This window comes from Paenibacillus sp. MMO-177 (genome assembly GCF_037147795.1).
Lineage (GTDB): Bacteria > Bacillota > Bacilli > Paenibacillales > Paenibacillaceae > Pristimantibacillus.
Genome location: NZ_JBBCUR010000003.1, coordinates 634,700 through 650,645 on the forward strand (window position 1 = coordinate 634,700; position 15,946 = coordinate 650,645).

16 protein-coding genes are annotated in these 15,946 nt (G+C 53.1%); 5 read left to right on the top strand and 11 right to left on the bottom strand.

Annotated features, from left to right (window positions below; genetic code table 11):
- Nucleotides 1–135: 135 nt before the first annotated feature.
- The 5 genes from WFK81_RS14270 to WFK81_RS14290 all read right to left on the bottom strand — a co-directional run bounded on the left by WFK81_RS14270 (nucleotide 136) and on the right by WFK81_RS14290 (nucleotide 2,768).
- Nucleotides 136–771, bottom strand: coding sequence for a hypothetical protein (locus WFK81_RS14270; RefSeq protein ID WP_336787066.1), 636 nt, complete (start codon nucleotides 769–771; stop codon nucleotides 136–138).
- A gap of 28 nt (nucleotides 772–799) precedes the next feature.
- Nucleotides 800–1,405, bottom strand: a complete 606-nt coding sequence (locus WFK81_RS14275) for a LysE family translocator (RefSeq protein ID WP_336787067.1) — start codon at nucleotides 1,403–1,405, stop codon at nucleotides 800–802.
- 62 nt (nucleotides 1,406–1,467) lie between these two features.
- Nucleotides 1,468–2,232, bottom strand: a complete 765-nt coding sequence (locus WFK81_RS14280) for a GNAT family N-acetyltransferase (RefSeq protein ID WP_336787068.1) — start codon at nucleotides 2,230–2,232, stop codon at nucleotides 1,468–1,470.
- Nucleotides 2,233–2,247: 15 nt separating this feature from the next.
- Nucleotides 2,248–2,550: a hypothetical protein gene (locus WFK81_RS14285; RefSeq protein ID WP_336787069.1), complete on the bottom strand. Its 303-nt coding sequence runs from the start codon at nucleotides 2,548–2,550 to the stop codon at nucleotides 2,248–2,250.
- Between the two features lie 20 nt (nucleotides 2,551–2,570).
- Nucleotides 2,571–2,768 carry a YwbE family protein gene (locus WFK81_RS14290; RefSeq protein ID WP_336787070.1) on the bottom strand — a complete coding sequence of 66 codons (198 nt, stop codon included), beginning with the start codon at nucleotides 2,766–2,768 and terminating at the stop codon, nucleotides 2,571–2,573.
- 142 nt (nucleotides 2,769–2,910) lie between these two features.
- Between WFK81_RS14290 and WFK81_RS14295 the strand changes: the two genes are divergently transcribed.
- From WFK81_RS14295 to WFK81_RS14305, 3 genes are all read left to right on the top strand, one after another.
- Nucleotides 2,911–4,638, top strand: a complete 1,728-nt coding sequence (locus WFK81_RS14295) for a DEAD/DEAH box helicase (protein WP_336787071.1) — start codon at nucleotides 2,911–2,913, stop codon at nucleotides 4,636–4,638.
- A 21-nt stretch (nucleotides 4,639–4,659) separates the two neighbouring features.
- The gene (locus WFK81_RS14300) at nucleotides 4,660–6,051 is read left to right on the top strand and encodes an RsmB/NOP family class I SAM-dependent RNA methyltransferase (protein WP_336787072.1); all 1,392 of its coding nucleotides are present in this window, start codon (nucleotides 4,660–4,662) and stop codon (nucleotides 6,049–6,051) included.
- Nucleotides 6,052–6,264: 213 nt separating this feature from the next.
- On the top strand, nucleotides 6,265–6,360 hold the full coding sequence (locus WFK81_RS14305) for a dihydroorotate dehydrogenase (RefSeq protein ID WP_336787073.1): 96 nt from the start codon (nucleotides 6,265–6,267) through the stop codon (nucleotides 6,358–6,360).
- Between the two features lie 208 nt (nucleotides 6,361–6,568).
- Here the strand turns inward: WFK81_RS14305 and WFK81_RS14310 are convergent, their stop codons facing one another.
- Genes WFK81_RS14310 through WFK81_RS14320 form a run of 3 tightly spaced genes read right to left on the bottom strand, consistent with a single transcriptional unit; the run spans nucleotide 6,569 to nucleotide 9,751 of the window.
- Entirely contained in the window at nucleotides 6,569–7,366 is a 798-nt protein-coding gene (locus WFK81_RS14310) for a Cof-type HAD-IIB family hydrolase (RefSeq protein ID WP_336787074.1), read from the bottom strand.
- Nucleotides 7,367–7,395: 29 nt separating this feature from the next.
- The gene (locus WFK81_RS14315) at nucleotides 7,396–8,145 is read right to left on the bottom strand and encodes a pseudouridine synthase (protein ID WP_336787075.1); all 750 of its coding nucleotides are present in this window, start codon (nucleotides 8,143–8,145) and stop codon (nucleotides 7,396–7,398) included.
- 1 nt (nucleotide 8,146) lies between these two features.
- Nucleotides 8,147–9,751 carry an RsmB/NOP family class I SAM-dependent RNA methyltransferase gene (locus WFK81_RS14320; RefSeq protein WP_336787076.1) on the bottom strand — a complete coding sequence of 535 codons (1,605 nt, stop codon included), beginning with the start codon at nucleotides 9,749–9,751 and terminating at the stop codon, nucleotides 8,147–8,149.
- A gap of 365 nt (nucleotides 9,752–10,116) precedes the next feature.
- On the opposite strand from WFK81_RS14320, the gene WFK81_RS14325 reads away from it, so the two are divergent.
- Nucleotides 10,117–11,445 carry an FAD-dependent oxidoreductase gene (locus WFK81_RS14325; protein ID WP_336787077.1) on the top strand — a complete coding sequence of 443 codons (1,329 nt, stop codon included), beginning with the start codon at nucleotides 10,117–10,119 and terminating at the stop codon, nucleotides 11,443–11,445.
- 46 nt (nucleotides 11,446–11,491) lie between these two features.
- Here WFK81_RS14325 and WFK81_RS14330 read toward each other — a convergent pair whose 3' ends face one another.
- A complete protein-coding gene (locus tag WFK81_RS14330; protein WP_336787078.1) occupies nucleotides 11,492–12,067 on the bottom strand; it encodes a xanthine phosphoribosyltransferase in 576 nt (191 codons plus the stop codon).
- Nucleotides 12,068–12,145: 78 nt separating this feature from the next.
- A complete protein-coding gene (locus tag WFK81_RS14335) occupies nucleotides 12,146–14,110 on the bottom strand; it encodes a YhgE/Pip domain-containing protein (protein ID WP_336787079.1) in 1,965 nt (654 codons plus the stop codon).
- 223 nt (nucleotides 14,111–14,333) lie between these two features.
- On the opposite strand from WFK81_RS14335, the gene WFK81_RS14340 reads away from it, so the two are divergent.
- Nucleotides 14,334–14,789: a MarR family winged helix-turn-helix transcriptional regulator gene (locus tag WFK81_RS14340; RefSeq protein ID WP_336787080.1), complete on the top strand. Its 456-nt coding sequence runs from the start codon at nucleotides 14,334–14,336 to the stop codon at nucleotides 14,787–14,789.
- A 40-nt stretch (nucleotides 14,790–14,829) separates the two neighbouring features.
- Here WFK81_RS14340 and WFK81_RS14345 read toward each other — a convergent pair whose 3' ends face one another.
- A complete protein-coding gene (locus tag WFK81_RS14345) occupies nucleotides 14,830–15,789 on the bottom strand; it encodes an acetylxylan esterase (RefSeq protein WP_336787081.1) in 960 nt (319 codons plus the stop codon).
- Between the last annotated feature and the right edge of the window lie 157 nt (nucleotides 15,790–15,946).

Here is a 15,946-nt window from a genome sequence, read left to right on the forward strand (position 1 = left end):
ACAGGCATAAAACCAATAAAAGCTGTCCAAATGTCATTAGCTTACATTTGGACAGCTTTTATATTTTAGTGATATATCGCTCCTTATTAGACAAGGGATCGGTGGCTTTCGCCAACGATAGTATTGGAAACTATTTTATTGGGGTTGTTTGTCTAACGTTTTATAAATCTTTTTAACCCTCTTTAACTGAGCGTCCGTTAACTGCTGCTCTCTTGCCCGCAGTACCTTCAGGAAATCCTCTTTGTTAAGGGGCGTAACGGCAAGAAGGACGCTTTCCGAATGCTGGGGAACTTCTTTGGGCCTGCAGCTCTCTAGGTGGCGGAGAAGGAAAGGAAAGATAGCTTTATTGTTTGCCTCGCTGACTGCCGCTAATATCGAAAGAGTAAAAACGGCCTTATCCACGGTTATAACCGAACCTGTTGCCATTGCGCTTACGATCTGATCACAATGCTCCATAATCGGTTCTGATGCCACACTAGCAATGGCGGACAGTGCCGTCATTCCGCCCCAAACCAGCCGATTATCCCGGCTTCCCAGCAGCTCGACGAAACGTATGGCATATTGGCTTATCAGCTCCGGTCTAAGCCCGCCAATCTCATAGGCAACCTTGATGCAATCATGCCGGATCTTTTTATCCTTGCTGGACAGGTTCTCGATGATTTCTTGTATGTCTGCAAGATTTTCTTCGCTTGCCAGCCTTTGCGCAAGCGCAATATTAGGCTCCTCGTCATTACGGCCAAGCCGGGAAGCCAGTAAATTCACAACGGACATGTTATCCCTCTTTTGTACGATAGATAGCCTACTCGCCTAGCACAAACTGCAGTCCCGACCAGAATACGCGGATCGCAAAATATACAAAGAGAAGAGCCGAAAAAAGCGAAATGATCCTCACGAATTTCGCGCCTAGCGCTTTGCCTGCCCGCCCGCTGAGGTAAGCCATGCCTAGCGACCATAATAAGCCGGCGGTGAAAAAGCCGGCGATAAATACGGCAATCGCGTAACGGCTGTCGCCATCAACCTCTGCCACAATCGGCCCTGCCGAAGCAACAAACCATAGCATAACAGTAGGCGACGACAAGGCCGCTCCTAACCCAAACAGAAAATCCGCGAGCCTCCGCTTCGGCTGATGCCCATCGCTTCCTTCCCTCGCATTCCAATCAATCATTCTCGGACGGAGCGATTCTTTCGCCATTTTATAAGCCAACAGAAGGAGCACAGCAGTTCCCGCAATCCATAGAATCCAACGGACGACGGTAATCTCCAATATAAAACTGAATCCGATCAGCGCGAGCGCAAGATAGGTCAAGTCTCCAAAGCACGAGCCAAAACCGATCATAAAAGAAGGTTTAAAGCCGCGCTCGACACCGGTTTTAATAATCGCAACGTTAACCATGCCCAAATCCAAACATAGAGATAATGAAAATAAAAAGCCTTGTATAAATGCTAACCCTAATACCATCTAAACGTTCACTCATCCTGCTTCAAAGATTTAACCCTGTACCAATACTCGTATTGCGTCTCGAAACCGAATTTGTCATAAAGCCGGTTCGCCGGTTGGTTCGATTGAACAACTAATAAATAGGCTTTATCTGCCCCGTTCTGCTTGCCCCAACGGAAAATGCGCAGCAGCAGCTGATAGCCGAGTCCTCTATTGCGAAACCTCTCTGATGTGACGATATCGTACAAGCCGATATAGCCATGCTCGATTACGCCAATTCCGCATGCCGCCGGAACCCCATCCACATGCAACGTTACAAAGCATTGGCGGAGCGGCATGCCGGTCAGCATCCTGGCCGCGGTTTGCCGCTGCTTGTCCGAGAGCGGCATCATCTGCGCAAGTTCATCAAGCCACCGATCACTCAGCCGTTCGTCGATCCGGTATGCGTAGTCCGCCGGCTGCGGGAGCTCGGCCAGTACCGCCGTCTTCACATAAACGGGATCCACCATCCGGTAGCCCTGCCCCTCCAGTACCGAATCCAATTGGCTTGGCCTTGCAAAAGGCGTGATTTTAAAAACCGTGTCCAAACCGCGCTCCGTATACAACTTCTCGCAGTATAGGATTTTTTCCGTCATTTGGCCATGGCTTTCATACAGCGGCATCACGCAATTCGAACGCTTCGTATAACCGTCCGCAAACCGGAGCAGCCAGCCATCATAAACGACAGTCTGAAGAGACGGCCATGCATTAAGACTTAACTCCTCTATCGTCTGATGCAGCGAATTAATCTGCATGCCTCTCCTCCCCCTTCATAGAAGATTGAACCGTTCCAGCTGTGCATGCTGATTTTCCCGCAAGAGAATCTCTCTTTGCTTATGCCCCAGCAGGTCAAAATGCGGGTATTTGTCCCGTCTATGAATATATTTCGGATTGAGGCCGTTATCCCTGCACCACTGAGCAAGCTTGCCCAGATCGGAGCAGCCTACCTTGGTCACGGTCTTCATGCCCGGAAAGCGCGGATCCACCCAATAATGAGTCAGGTAGGCAATCTCCCCGCGGGCGACCGCTTCCTTCCATGCCGTCATTTCGGACCTGGAAATCCCGAATGCCATCGCGCTCTAAGCTCCTTTGCTTACGAATAAATATGCTTCACTCTTCCGACCTGTCCGTCTGTTAGGCGCACCTTGATGCCATGCGGATGAGTGGGCGAATTCGTCAGCAGATCCTTCACAATGCCGCGCGTCAGTTTCCCCGTCCGCTGATCCTGCTTCAGAACAATATCCACTTCAAGCCCCGGCTTCACCGAAGCACGCTCTGTACCGTTATTCATTGTTGATCATTCCTTTGTTTGCATGTATGCTTAATAGCTTATGACGCCCAGCATAGCATATGTAGATGAAAGATGCACTTCCCAGGCACAACTGTTATACTAAATGTTAAACGAGTTCGATGAAATGAGGAAAATATACACAATGTCAACCGAATTTATTTCCATGGGTATTATCCCGGAGCTGACCGATGTCCTGCAATCAAACGGGATTACAAGCCCTACTCCCGTGCAAAAGAAAGCAATCCCCGTCCTGCTGTCCGGACAAGATGTCATCGCTCAAGCTCAAACAGGTACGGGTAAAACAATTGCCTTCACCCTACCGATTTTGCAGCGTATTGACGTCGATAAAGAGCAGGTTCAAGCGCTGATCCTGACCCCGACACGCGAGCTGGCTATCCAGATTACCAGCGAGTTGAAAAAGCTTGCCGCGGCCGTTGGCGCCAAAGTACTGGCTGCATACGGCGGACAAGACGTAGACGCGCAAATCCGCAAGCTTAACAATGCGCCTCATATTGTTGTCGCTACACCTGGCCGCCTGATCGACCATATGAGACGCGAAACGATCAACCTCGGCAAGCTGAAGATGCTTGTTCTGGACGAAGCGGATCAAATGCTACACATGGGCTTCCTGCCAGAAGTGCAAAATATCGTTGAGCAGACGCCTCGCGCCCGCCAAACGATGCTCTTCTCGGCTACCATGCCGGATCAGATCAAACGTCTCGCCGAGAATTATATGAAGACTCCGGTCGATATTAAAATTCAAAGCGCAAATGTCACTTTGGACAATATCAAACAGCTAGTTATCGAGACGACTGACCGCGGACGTCAGAGAGCGTTAATTTCCATGATCGAAACACAGCGCCCTTACCTGGCTGTTATTTTCTGCCGGACGAAGGTTCGCGCGAAAAAACTAAACAAGGATCTTCAAGATCACGGCTTCGAATCAGACGAGCTTCATGGCGATCTTACGCAAGCCAAACGCGAGCAGGTCATGAAACGTTTCCGCGATGCGAAGCTTCAAATTCTTGTTGCAACGGATGTTGCGGCACGCGGCCTCGACGTTGAAGGCGTTACCCATGTCTTCAACTACGATGTGCCAACCGATTCCGAGATTTATATCCACCGGATCGGCCGTACAGGCCGTGCCGGACAACGCGGCGTTGCTATCACACTGGCATCGCCTTACGACCGCGGAGCAGTTGCCCATATCGAGCGCAGCATCAATGCCACTCTTGAGCGCCGTACCGTTGAGCCGGATGGCACAATCGTAAAGAGCAGCAATTCGCGCACGGGCGGAGAAGGCAGAAACGATGAAAGAGGCGGCAAGCAGGAGCGCGGCGGACGCGGACGCGGCAGAAGCGACGGCAAGCAGGCGCAAGGCGGACGTGGCGGCAGAGGCGAGCGCAATGAGCGCGGCGCAGGTGTTGGCCGTTCGCAAGCGGGCGGACGCGGCAAGCCGGAACGCGCTGCTGTCAGCAGCAACACCGAGGGCAATCCGTGGGAAGCTGCAGTTGCCGAACGCGGAGGCAGAGTCGGCGAGCGTGAATCCGGACGCGGAGGCCGAGACGCACGCGGCTCTAACCGTGGCGGCAGAAGCGAACGGACACAGGGCGGTTCAGCACGCGGCAATACTCGCGGTGCATCAACCGGCGGCGGCAGAGGCGAACGGGGCCAAGACGGCGCAGCACGCGGCAATACTCGCGGCGCAGCAACTGGCGGCGGCCGATGGGAAGGCCGTCCAAGCAGCGGCAAAGATTCCCGCAGCTCGGGCGGAAGCGCGCCGCGCGGCGGCAGAGATTCGCGCGGCGGCAATAACGGCGGAGGTTCTCGCGGACCTGCTCCCGGCGGACGCCGCGGACGCAACAGATAAGCATAAAGGAGTTGCAGTACATTGAAGAACGTGCAGCTGCCGGAGGCTTATGTCCGGCAAATGCAGGCTCTTCTCGGAAGGGAAGAAGCCGAGCGGTTTCTTGACAGCTACAGCGAAGCCCGTGCGTACGGGCTCCGGTTTAATCCTTTGAAATGTCGACAACCAATCGGGGACCCAGCGGCTGCTCTCAAGCAGCCGTTTCATTTGGAGCCCGTACCTTGGTGCAAGACCGGCTACTATTACAACGAAGCGGCAAGACCCGGCAAGCATCCTTATCATACAGCCGGTCTTTATTACATCCAGGAGCCGTCTGCCATGTCCGCCGCCGAACTGCTGGATGCCCGGCCCGGCGAGACGGTTCTTGATTTCGCAGCTGCGCCGGGCGGCAAAACCACGCAAATCGCCGGCAGCATGAATGGCGAAGGTCTGCTAATCGCCAATGAGATCCATCCTGCCAGAGCCAAAATTTTAAGCGAGAACGTCGAACGTCTCGGCATTCGCAACGCGGTTGTTACCAATGCCGCGCCGCACGAGCTGTCGAGACGCTTTCCCGCCTTTTTCGACCGAATCATGCTGGATTCTCCATGCTCAGGAGAAGGCATGTTCCGCAAGGATGAAGATGCGGTAGCCGAATGGTCGGAGGCCCACGTCTCCTATTGTGCAGAACGCTCCTCCGAGATTCTGGAGCATGCCGCGATCATGCTGAAGCCTGGCGGCGTGCTTGTTTATTCGACCTGTACGTTTAACCGTGCCGAGAACGAGGATACAATCGAGCGATTTGTTGCCGGGCATCCTTCCTTCCAGGTTGAACGAATCGAGCGCTTATGGCCCCATCAGGTCCGCGGCGAAGGGCATTTTGTCGCCCGGCTGCGGAAAGCTTCCGAAGGCGAGCAGCTAGAGGCGGCAGGCGAACCGCCGATAAGCAAAAATAAGCGGCGCGACAAACGCGCTGCGGGACGGTCCAAGCCGCTGACAGCCGAGATGGCTTTGTTCCACAGCTTTGCCGAGCAGGCATTGCCCGGCTTTGCGCTAGGCCCAGGCGAACCGGTTCGCTTCGGCGATGCCCTCTACTGGCTGCCCCATCAAACTAACGGCAGCTTTGGCGCCACTGATCTTGACGGCCTCAAGGTCGCGAGGCCCGGTCTGCATCTAGGCGATATCCGCAAGAACCGGCTGGAGCCTGCGCATGCGCTTGCTCTCGCCGTTCAGGCGGAGGACGCATCGTGGATGCAAAGCTACCCGACGGATGCGCCCGAGATTGCCGCATACCTTCGCGGGGAGACATTGCCCGCTGCGGGCGCCGAGAGCGGCTGGGGGATTGTTGCCGTTGACGGCCTGCCGCTTGGCTGGGCCAAAGCTAGCAGCGGCCAGTTAAAGAACCATCTCCCGAAGGGACTTCGGCGTTTCAATTAAATCCGCGGAGAAAAACGGGGATACTGTCAGAACCCGCTTCCAGCAAACAAGCTTTTTCCTTCTGTGTAATTGCCGCCCAAATCCGGATGTATCGTGACAGTAGTCCAATCCATACTGGGCTTTGAACAATACAATGCAGTATACCGACAGAAGGCGAATGTACCCGAGTGACAGCAGCCTTCCAACGGAATACAGTCACAAGGAGGAATTAGCATGTCTGGCGTTCATGGAGGCGGCGTTAATACGGCAGGTTTCATCCTTGTCCTTTTCATTCTTCTGGTCATTATTATTAGAGGAGTTTGGTACTGAGGACTTGGTACAAAACCCAGCTGAAGAAGGGCAGCACCCGAGGTCATCATGACCAAGGGGCTGCCCTTCTTTACCACAATAGAATTTATTAGTTTTTAATAACAGATGAAAACGGAAATTCGATTTGGCGATAAAACCTACCTATAAACGCGGTCGCCCATCTTCGAGAGGCCTCGATAGAGGTTTTCTCATTGTTCCATTTATCCGCTTAGCTCCAGGCGAATTCCCGCAAGGCGTATGCAACGCCATCTTCAGCATTGGAACGTCCTACGACATCGGCTGCTTCTTTTACCCCGTCCGGCGAGTTGCCCATCGCAATGCCGCATCCGGCAAACTCCAGCATGGAAATGTCGTTAAAATAATTGCCGATCGCGAGAATCCGGCTCCGGTCAATGCCATGGCTGCTGGCGAATTGCCGCAGCGCCCTGCCTTTGCTTGCCTCCGGATGATGCACGTCGATAAAGAAATCGCCGCTGCGGATGGTGTGCAGGGAAGGCGGCCATTTCTCCCACTCCTCCTGCACCCGGTCCATCACTTCTTTGCTGCCGAATACCGTAAACTTGACAAGCCCCTCCGGCAGTCTGGCTCCTCGCCCCAGAACGGAAGGCGACGCATGGAACTTGCTGTACATTTCGGATACTTCCGGCGTTAACGATTCGACCATCATTTCAAAAGCTGTATTGACGTCGTAATGCACCTGATTTTTCCGGCAATAGTCTACGAATGGTTCCAGCTGCTGCGGCGCGATCTCGTATTGGTGGATGATTTTTCTCGTATCCGAGTCAATCGTCGCTCCGCCGTTATGCGTAATAATCGTACCGGTTAGCCCTAACTCCTCCAGCACTGGAAAGACGCTGAAAGGCGCGCGGCCCGTGCAAAGCACAATGCTTGCTCCCCGGTCAGCCGCCTCCCGCACGGCTTCACGAGTCTTGCTTGTCAGCTGATGATCATCCGTCAATAATGTGCCATCTACATCAAGCGCAATCAAATCATACTGTAAGGCCATACGATTCTCCCCATCCTATTCTCTATTTTTTATTCCGAAGCCCGGTGAGCGCGCAGAAGAGCAACTTCCTCATCGGTTAATTCCCGGTAAGTCCCTTCCTCCAGATCGGCATCAAGCTCCAGCGGTCCCATTGATACCCTTTTCAGATATACAACCTTTTTGCCTACCGCTTCGAACATCCTCTTCACCTGATGGAACTTCCCTTCCATTATCGTAAGCGATATGACCGAAGTTACGCCACCCTCGCCGCCGTCTTTTTTCAATATCTTTAATTCCGAAGGCATCGTGACGTATCCGTCATCCAGCGTAACGCCCGCCTTGAATTGCTCCCGGTCCACTTCTCCGACATCGCCCGCGACAACCGCTTCATAGGTTTTGGGAACATGCTTGCGCGGCGACAGCAACTCATGCGCCAGCTGCCCGTCATTAGTCAGCAGAAGAAGACCTACCGTATCCTTGTCCAATCTTCCGACGGGAAAAGGATCCATTAATTGATCCTCCGGCTCAAGCAAATCGATAACCGTCCGTTCGCGTCGGTCTTCGGTAGCGGAGATGACGCCTGGAGGCTTGTTCATCATCAAGTAGATAACCTCCCGGTACAGCACGCGCTCCCCGTCGAACGCAACCTCCTCCAGCTCCGGATCAACGAGCTGCCCGCTGTCTTTAACGATCTTTCCCGCAACCGTAACTTTCCCCTGTTTTACAAGCTTCTTGATCTCGCTGCGGGTTCCATACCCGGTATGAGATAGAAGCTTGTCTATCCGCATTTTTTTGCCCATCTTACATCCACCTCCAGCCAGCCGGCAGCTCGTTTTTCAGCATGCCGTCTCCCGAATATTTTCCCCACCCGACCGGATAACCGTCCGTGCATACAAGTACGTAACCTTTCAATGGCTGGGCAGGAGTTCCTTCTATCTCTATGTTGTTAGCCTCAACAAACAGCGTCTCGCCTTTTAAATACCGGATAATGTCCGGATCATCCGACGCAAAATTGATCGAGCGCACGGCTTCCGACTGCCGGAGCCCCATAGCCAGAGCTTGGGAAGGCTCGAATCGGTTACGGCCCGCTTCGCCGACGTACCAGCCCGCGCGCACCACATGCAAACCGTCTAATGAAGGCATTCCTTCCGGCTGAAGATAGACACGCGAGCCATAACATTGCACGATCCCGCTGCCGGCAAATCCGCCCGACAGCTCCTGCTCCGCAAAAGAAAGCCATGACGACGCTGCATCAACCGGCTCCGATTGGCCTTTGCCGGAATGCCGCGCCGAGCCGCCTGCCCGTTGAAGCTTGCCGCTATCCTTTGCTCCTCGGTTCCCCTTCTTCTCCGCTGCTCGCAAAGCGGCACCGGCATTGCCTTTTACTTTCTTCCTTTTTCCGTTATCTTCCTCGGCGTGGACAGGAGGTTCATTTAACTGCATTTCCTCTACGGAAGCCATGCCTTTGCGGGTCAGCACCGCCGCATAATGCCCCTCGCCTTCGATATGGTGAGGCCACAGCCGTACCGTTCCCGCCAGCGACGCCGATTGCTCGGCCTCAAGCCGCTCGCCGGCTTCTCCTGCCCATTCCGGATGCCCCGGCTTCCAACCGTATTGATGCCGAACCGGCCGAACTTCGAAATCCGGATATTCGGCAAGCAGCTCCGCGATTTGAGCTTCATTTTCTTCCGGAGAGAATGTGCAGGTCGAATAGACCAGAACCCCTCCCGGAGCAAGCATAGCAGCCGCATCGCGCAAAATATGCCGCTGCATCGCCGAGCAGCGTTCAATCGAATGCTTCTCCCATTCCGCGATCATCGACTCGTCCTTGCGGAACATGCCTTCTCCCGAGCATGGCGCATCGACCAGAATTCGGTCGAACCATCCCCGGAACACCGGCGCAAGAGCCGACGGCTCTTCGTTCAGAACAACGGCGTTGCGGACGCCGGCCAGCTCGATGTTTTTGGCAAGCGCCTTTGTCCGTTCCCTTGCGTTATCATTGCTTACCAGCACGCCGCTGCCTTGCAGCTTGGCCGCAATCTGAGTCGACTTGCCGCCCGGCGCCGCGCATAAGTCAAGTACGCGATGTCCGGGATGGACATCTAGCAGCTCAACCGGAGCCATCGCGCTTGGCTCCTGAATATAGTAAAGACCGGCATGATAATGCGGATGCTTGCCCGGTCTTGCCCCTTCTTCATAATAGAAGCCGCCCGGCGCCCACGGAATCGGACGAACCGCTTCCCCCATCGGCGAAATCGATTTCCACTGCTCCGCGTCTAGCTTCAAACGGTTTATCCGGATGCCGTACACACGCGGATCTTCGTAGGAAGACATAAATCGGTCAAATTCTTCCCCAAGCAGTGATTTCATCTTAGTTGTAAAAGCAATCGGCAAATAGCCGGACATCTGGTCATCCCCTTGCAAGCAGCTAAATTACGTTAGAAATATAACATCGAGTATACTCTATAGCACCTATAATTTGAAGGGCCAAGCATTTGTGATCAATATGTGAAATTAATCACAACCACTTGTCAATTTGTTGAAAGTGGCATATGATAAGAGCAACAAGAGATTGTGAATTAATTCACACAAGATGAAGCGGCTTCGCCGTTTATCAAATCGCCAGCTCTCATCACCATCTTCACTGAGACCGGAAGGAAGGCGGCAAGCATAAATAAATAAGTAAAATGCTCCCGCATCAACGTCCGCTTCCTTTTTTCGCACAGAAGTATGTGAATATTTTCACAGGAAAATCTAAGGAGGAATTTTATATGAAGATCGCTGTTATTGGATGCACGCATGCAGGTACCGCCGCTGTTACGCAGATGGCTAAGCTTTATCCCGAGGCGCAAATTACGGTTTACGAGCGCAATGACAACGTATCGTTCCTCTCGTGCGGCATTGCCCTTCATGTCGGCGGAGTTGTGCAGGATGTGAAGAAGCTGTTCTACGCATCGCCGCAGCAGCTTACGGACATGGGCGTTCAGATGAAGATGCGCCATGATGTGCTGGAAGTCCACACGGAAGCCAAGACGATCCTGGCACGCAACCTCGAGACCAATGAGGAGCAGCTCGACAGCTATGACAAGCTGGTTGTAACAACCGGTTCGTGGCCGATTATTCCTAAGCTGAAGGGGATGGAGCTCGAGAACATCGTCTTGTGCAAAAACTACAATCACGCTCAAGCTATTATCGAAAAAGCGAAGCATGCCAACCGGATCACCGTAATTGGCGCGGGCTACATCGGAATCGAGCTTGTTGAAGCTTTTGAGCAGCTGGGCAAGCAAGTAACCCTTATCGATAATATGGACCGGATCCTGTACAAATATTTAGACCGCGAATTTACGGATGTTATCGAGCAGGAGCTTGGCAGCCGCGGTATCGAACTTAAACTGGCACAGACCGTAACCGGCTTCCGCGGAGAAGCAGGCAAGGTGGACACGGTCGTAACAACTGCCGGCGAATACGACACGGATCTCGTTGTTCTCTGCATCGGCTTCCGCCCGAATACGGATTTGCTGAGAGGCCAGATCGACATGCTGCCAAACGGCGCCATTATCGTGGATGAGTATATGCGCACCAGCAACCCTGATGTCATGGCCGCAGGCGACAGCTGCGCCGTCTTTTATAACCCGACTCACAAGCATGCGTACATTCCTCTCGCTACCAACGCCGTCCGGATGGGAACGCTGGTTGCCCGCAACCTGCTCACTCCAACCGTTCGTTATATGGGTACGCAAGGCACATCGGGCATTAAGATTTACGAGCAAAACCTCGCTTCGACCGGCTTAACCGAGCTGGCTGCCCTTGACGCGGGAATGGATGTAAAAACCGTTACCTTAGAGGACAATGACCGACCTGAATTTATGCCGACCTACGAGAAAGTACTGCTTAAGGTTGTTTATGAAGCAGATACCGGCCGGATTGTAGGCGCCCAAGTTATGTCGAAGGATGATTTGACGCAAGCGATTAATACCATGTCGGTCTGCATCCAGAACGGCATGACGATGAACGAGCTCACCTTCGTCGACTTCTTCTTCCAGCCTCATTACAACAAGCCTTGGAATCTGCTCAATCAGGCCGGCTTGCAAGCGATGTAACTAAAAAAAGCGGAAGCTCCTCCAAACAGAGCTTCCGCTTTTCGCTTTATTCCTCTACGAATTCGATGCCGTCAGGCGACAATACAGCCACGCGCGCCAGAGAATCTACCCGGTAGCCCGCTTCCTTCAGCTTGTCCGCTCCGCTTTGGAACGACTTCTCGATCACAATGCCGATACCCGCTACGCTTGCGCCGGCCGCTTCCACAATTCTCGCCATCCCGAAAGCCGCTTCTCCGTAAGCCAGGAAGTCGTCAATGATAAGCACCCGCTCCCCCTGCGACAAAAACTTGCGGGAAATCGCCACCTCGCTTTTCACCTGCTTCGTGAAAGAGTATACCTCCTCGACGTAAAGATCGTCGCGAAGCGTAAGCGACTTCTGCTTGCGCGCGAAAACAAGGGGTACCTGAAGCGCCAGTGCCGTCATAACGGCAGGAGCAATTCCCGAGGATTCCAGCGTCAACACTTTGGTAATGCCTTCCCCTTCATACGCCGCGGCAAAAAACTGCCCGATTTCAAACATCAATTGCGGATCTACCTGATGATTAAGGAAGGAATCCACCTTTAGTACGGTCTCGCTAAGAACAATGCCTTCGTTGCGAATCTTATCCTGCAATGCTTTCATTTCTCTTGTAATCCTCCTGCCCGATTTCTTCTCTTTTATATTGAGACTACCCGGAAACGGGCAAGTACGCAAGCTTTTCTAATGTGCCGCCACTGGCGCAGCAGGTGCCTCTTTGGCAGAACGAAGCAGATAAGCCGCAAGCATAATAACCGCAAACCCGGCAAGATACGCAAGCAGAATGCCCGTATTGCTCCAATACATGTCCCAGTTACTTGTGGAGATAACGCTCTTCATGCCGCGAAGCACATACGTCATCGGCAGGCATTGACCAACGGATTGAATCCATTGCGGCGCAAGCTCCATCGGGAACGTGCCGCCGCTGCTCGCCAGCTGGGTAACGACAAGCGCAATGCCAACCAGCTTGCCAAGCGTTCCGAAGATGGCAACAAGCATCAGAATCAGGGTTGTGAACATGCAAGCCGTAACGAGAGTAAACAGGAAGAACTTCGGCACGCTTTGCACATCCAGTCCAATCGCATACAGCACGATAAGGTCAAGCACAATGGTCTGCAGCAGGGCTACCAGATAAAAGACGCCGATTCTGCCCCAGAACTTTTGCCAAGCGGAACGGACATTCCCTTCTTGGAAATGAATAATGTTGGAGGCCATCAAAGAACCAACCAAGAGGCCTAACGCCAGAAAATAAGGGGCAGAGCCCGTTGCGTACGTCTTAACCGTATTCAGCTCCTTTTGATCGAGCTGCACCGGCTGGGCGTACATATTAAGCTCAGCGTCGCTCGCTTTAATGCCGGCTGTTGATTGTGCGGCATCCGACAGCTTGTCCGTCAGCTGCTGCGAGCCATCCACGAGGCGGATAAACCCGCCAAGCAGCTCCTGCGATCCGTTGTTCAATTGCTGTGCGCCTCCGGCAAGCTGGTTAATGGCACTCTGCAATTTGCCTATGCCATTGCTATAGGCATCGAGCCCGTTCTTCAGCTGTGCGCTGCCGGCTTCAAGCTTGCCGCTGCCGGCATAAGCCTGCGCAAGGCCATCGGTCAATGCCGATTGTCCCGCAGCCAGCTTTGCTCCGGATTGCTGCGCGGCAGCTGCCGGCTGCTTCAGCTGTTCTACCGACTTGCTGGCCCCGTCAGCGTCTTGGGCAAGCTTCTCGCTGCCGTTCACAATTGCGGCGAAGGCGGAGTCCTCCTTCAGCTCCGGATGCTGCTCGACGTAAGCCTTGATCTGCGACTGAAGGCTATCGGCCGAGCCGTTGACCCCGGAAGCAGCCTTGGATGCGGATTCCGCCGCCTCATTCCATGCCGCTGTATTTTTCTGCAGCGCATTTGCCCCGTCAGCAAGCTGCTCGCCGGAGGACTTCAGCTTAGCCAGGTTATCGGTCAGAGAAGCTGTCCCCGCGGACAGGCCTTCAGCTCCGCCGGCTAATTGCCGAATTCCTTGCTCAAGCGGCTTGGTGCTGTCGCTCAGCTTGCCCGCGCCGCTGGCCAGCGACGCTATCGCGTTATTCAGCTTGCTTACGCCATCCTGCGCGGATTCCGTTCCTTGCGTCAACTGCTCCGCGCCGCTGCTCGCAACGGAAAAGCCGTCAGCCATCTGCTGCATTTTCCCGTAAACGGTTTGCGTATAGCTTTTCACGATATTTTGGCTGACTTTACTCGTTAATTCCTTAAGTACATTGCTTCCGATCTGACCCGATACATAGTTGTTGCCCGGATTTGTCATATAGACCAAATCGGCAGGCTGCGGGTTATCTTCCGTTAGCGTCGTAACGCTTTGCGAGAAGTTGTCCGGAATGACGATCGTCAAATAATAATCTCCGTCATACAGCCCTTTCTCCGCCTCTTTCCGCTCAACGAAATGATAATCAAGCGTATGAGCGCTCTTCATATTATCCACGATATCTTGGCCAAGATGCAGCTCTTTCCCGTCTGATACCGCTCCTTTGTCCTCGTTGACAATCGCGACAGGCAGCTTGTCCATATGGCCGTATGGATCCCAGTAACCTGCCAAAAACATGCCTGTATAAAGCAATGGAATAAACAACAAAACGATCGAGCCGATCCGGAGCGTTTTGTGATTTGCCATTAGCTTTAGGTTAAGCCAGAACAAGTTCCCCTTCATTAGACATGCACTCCTACTATTTATTTGTATGATACAAGTAATAACCATTGTATTATACAAGTTTATTGCCGGAATGCAAATACTTATCTTGGCGACATACATTACTTACCATGGGCATGCTTGCAATATGCAATCGCGAAAGGTAAGCTAACATTAAGAAACTAGGACAGGAATGGGAATTAGCAATATGGACAGGAACGAAAAATCGCCATTCAGCATGATCGAAAGCCAAATCTCCATCTTCATCCGCCGCGCAGAGGCAGCCCGGCTCTCCAACATTATGGGCAAGGAGATGGACCGCTCCTCTTACTTGATTCTGCAGCATCTGGAAAAAGCGGGACCAACCGGAATCAAGACGCTTTCCACCACCTTCCAGCTGGATATCTCTACGGTAAGCCGGCAGATTGCCGCCTTGGAAGCCAAAGGGCTCATATCCAGACTGATCGATCCGAACGATGCCAGGATCAGCCTGCTGCAGCTGACGGAGGATGCCCCTTCCTTGCTCGCGGAAGTTCGCGAGTCGAGAGAGGCGTTTTTCAAAGATCTTCTTAACGATTGGAGCGAGGAAGAGGTTCGGACTTTCGGTACGCTGCTTCTTAAATTCAATGAAACGGCCGAGAAGCGCATACGGTCGCGAAGCTAAAAAAAGATGCTGCCGTTATAAATGGCAGCATCTTTTCAACTTACAAGCCAAGCAAGAATTGCAGAGTCCTGTCCGATACCTCCGGAATATGCTCGTGACCGTAGTCCGGATAAATATCGGCCGTTTTCGGCGCGGTAATGTTGTTGTACGCCGCGAACTGCGTGGAAGGCGGGCAAACCGTATCCGCAAGGCCAACGGTCATTAACACATCGCCTTTAATCCGGTTAGTCAGATACTGAATGTCGATATAACCCAGCTTCTCGAAAATCTCGTCTTCCCGCTCATGTCTTGGATCAAAATGACGGAAATAGGTTTTCAGCTCCGCGTAAGCGTCCTTCGCCAGATCCATTTCCCATACCCGCTTGTAATCGCTCAAGAAAGGATACACAGGCGCAAGTCTAGCGATACGAGGCTCCAGCGATGCGCAGGCCAAGGTCAATGCACCGCCTTGCGAGCCGCCCATTGCCCCAACGCGATTCGGATCAACCTCCGGCATATTCATCGCAATGCCCGCAAGCTGTGCGGTATCTAGGAAAATATGGCGCATCAGCAGATTATCCGGATGATCGTTTAATCCCCGGACGATATGTCCGTTAAGCGTTGTCCCTTTTACTCCGCCCGTATCCTCGGAAGAACCGCCTTGACCGCGGCAATCCATCGAGAAGACCGAATAGCCAAGCGCAGCGTAATTCAGCTTTTCCGACCAGTCGCCGGCATGCCAAGAATAACCGTGGAATTGGACAATCGCAGGATGCGGCCCCGGGACATTTTTCGGACGGACATATTTGGCGTGGATTCGCGCTCCGCGTACACCCGTGAAATAAAGGTCGAAGCAGTCGGCAAACGGCACTTGAAAGCTGCTTGGCACTAGCTCGATTTGCGGATCAACCGCGCGCATTTCATCCAGAGCACGATCCCAATAAGCGTCGAAGTCTTCCGGACGAGGATTGCGTCCTTTGTAGCTGTACAGCTGTTCAAGCGGCATATCAATTAGCGGCATAGATCATATCCCTTTCTTTTTGCCCCGATGATGCGGGACTTGATTCTTATCCATAAATGTTTCCAAGTCCATATTCGCATGCTCGCAGCTTGTTGACAAGCCCAGCCGAGCAGAAAAAAATCCCGCGCCCTGCCATATAAGCAGTTCGCGGGATCCG

Coding starts and splice junctions, on each gene's coding strand:
- WFK81_RS14270 (WP_336787066.1), bottom strand. CDS start 771: ATGTCCGTTGTGAATTTACTGGCTTCCCGGCTTGGCCGTAATGACGAG.
- WFK81_RS14280 (WP_336787068.1), bottom strand. CDS start 2,232: ATGCAGATTAATTCGCTGCATCAGACGATAGAGGAGTTAAGTCTTAAT.
- WFK81_RS14285 (WP_336787069.1), bottom strand. CDS start 2,550: ATGGCATTCGGGATTTCCAGGTCCGAAATGACGGCATGGAAGGAAGCG.
- WFK81_RS14290 (WP_336787070.1), bottom strand. CDS start 2,768: ATGAATAACGGTACAGAGCGTGCTTCGGTGAAGCCGGGGCTTGAAGTG.
- WFK81_RS14295 (WP_336787071.1), top strand. CDS start 2,911: ATGTCAACCGAATTTATTTCCATGGGTATTATCCCGGAGCTGACCGAT.
- WFK81_RS14305 (WP_336787073.1), top strand. CDS start 6,265: ATGTCTGGCGTTCATGGAGGCGGCGTTAATACGGCAGGTTTCATCCTT.
- WFK81_RS14310 (WP_336787074.1), bottom strand. CDS start 7,366: ATGGCCTTACAGTATGATTTGATTGCGCTTGATGTAGATGGCACATTA.
- WFK81_RS14315 (WP_336787075.1), bottom strand. CDS start 8,145: ATGGGCAAAAAAATGCGGATAGACAAGCTTCTATCTCATACCGGGTAT.
- WFK81_RS14320 (WP_336787076.1), bottom strand. CDS start 9,751: ATGTCCGGCTATTTGCCGATTGCTTTTACAACTAAGATGAAATCACTG.
- WFK81_RS14325 (WP_336787077.1), top strand. CDS start 10,117: ATGAAGATCGCTGTTATTGGATGCACGCATGCAGGTACCGCCGCTGTT.
- WFK81_RS14330 (WP_336787078.1), bottom strand. CDS start 12,067: ATGAAAGCATTGCAGGATAAGATTCGCAACGAAGGCATTGTTCTTAGC.
- WFK81_RS14335 (WP_336787079.1), bottom strand. CDS start 14,110: ATGGCAAATCACAAAACGCTCCGGATCGGCTCGATCGTTTTGTTGTTT.
- WFK81_RS14340 (WP_336787080.1), top strand. CDS start 14,334: ATGGACAGGAACGAAAAATCGCCATTCAGCATGATCGAAAGCCAAATC.
- WFK81_RS14345 (WP_336787081.1), bottom strand. CDS start 15,789: ATGCCGCTAATTGATATGCCGCTTGAACAGCTGTACAGCTACAAAGGA.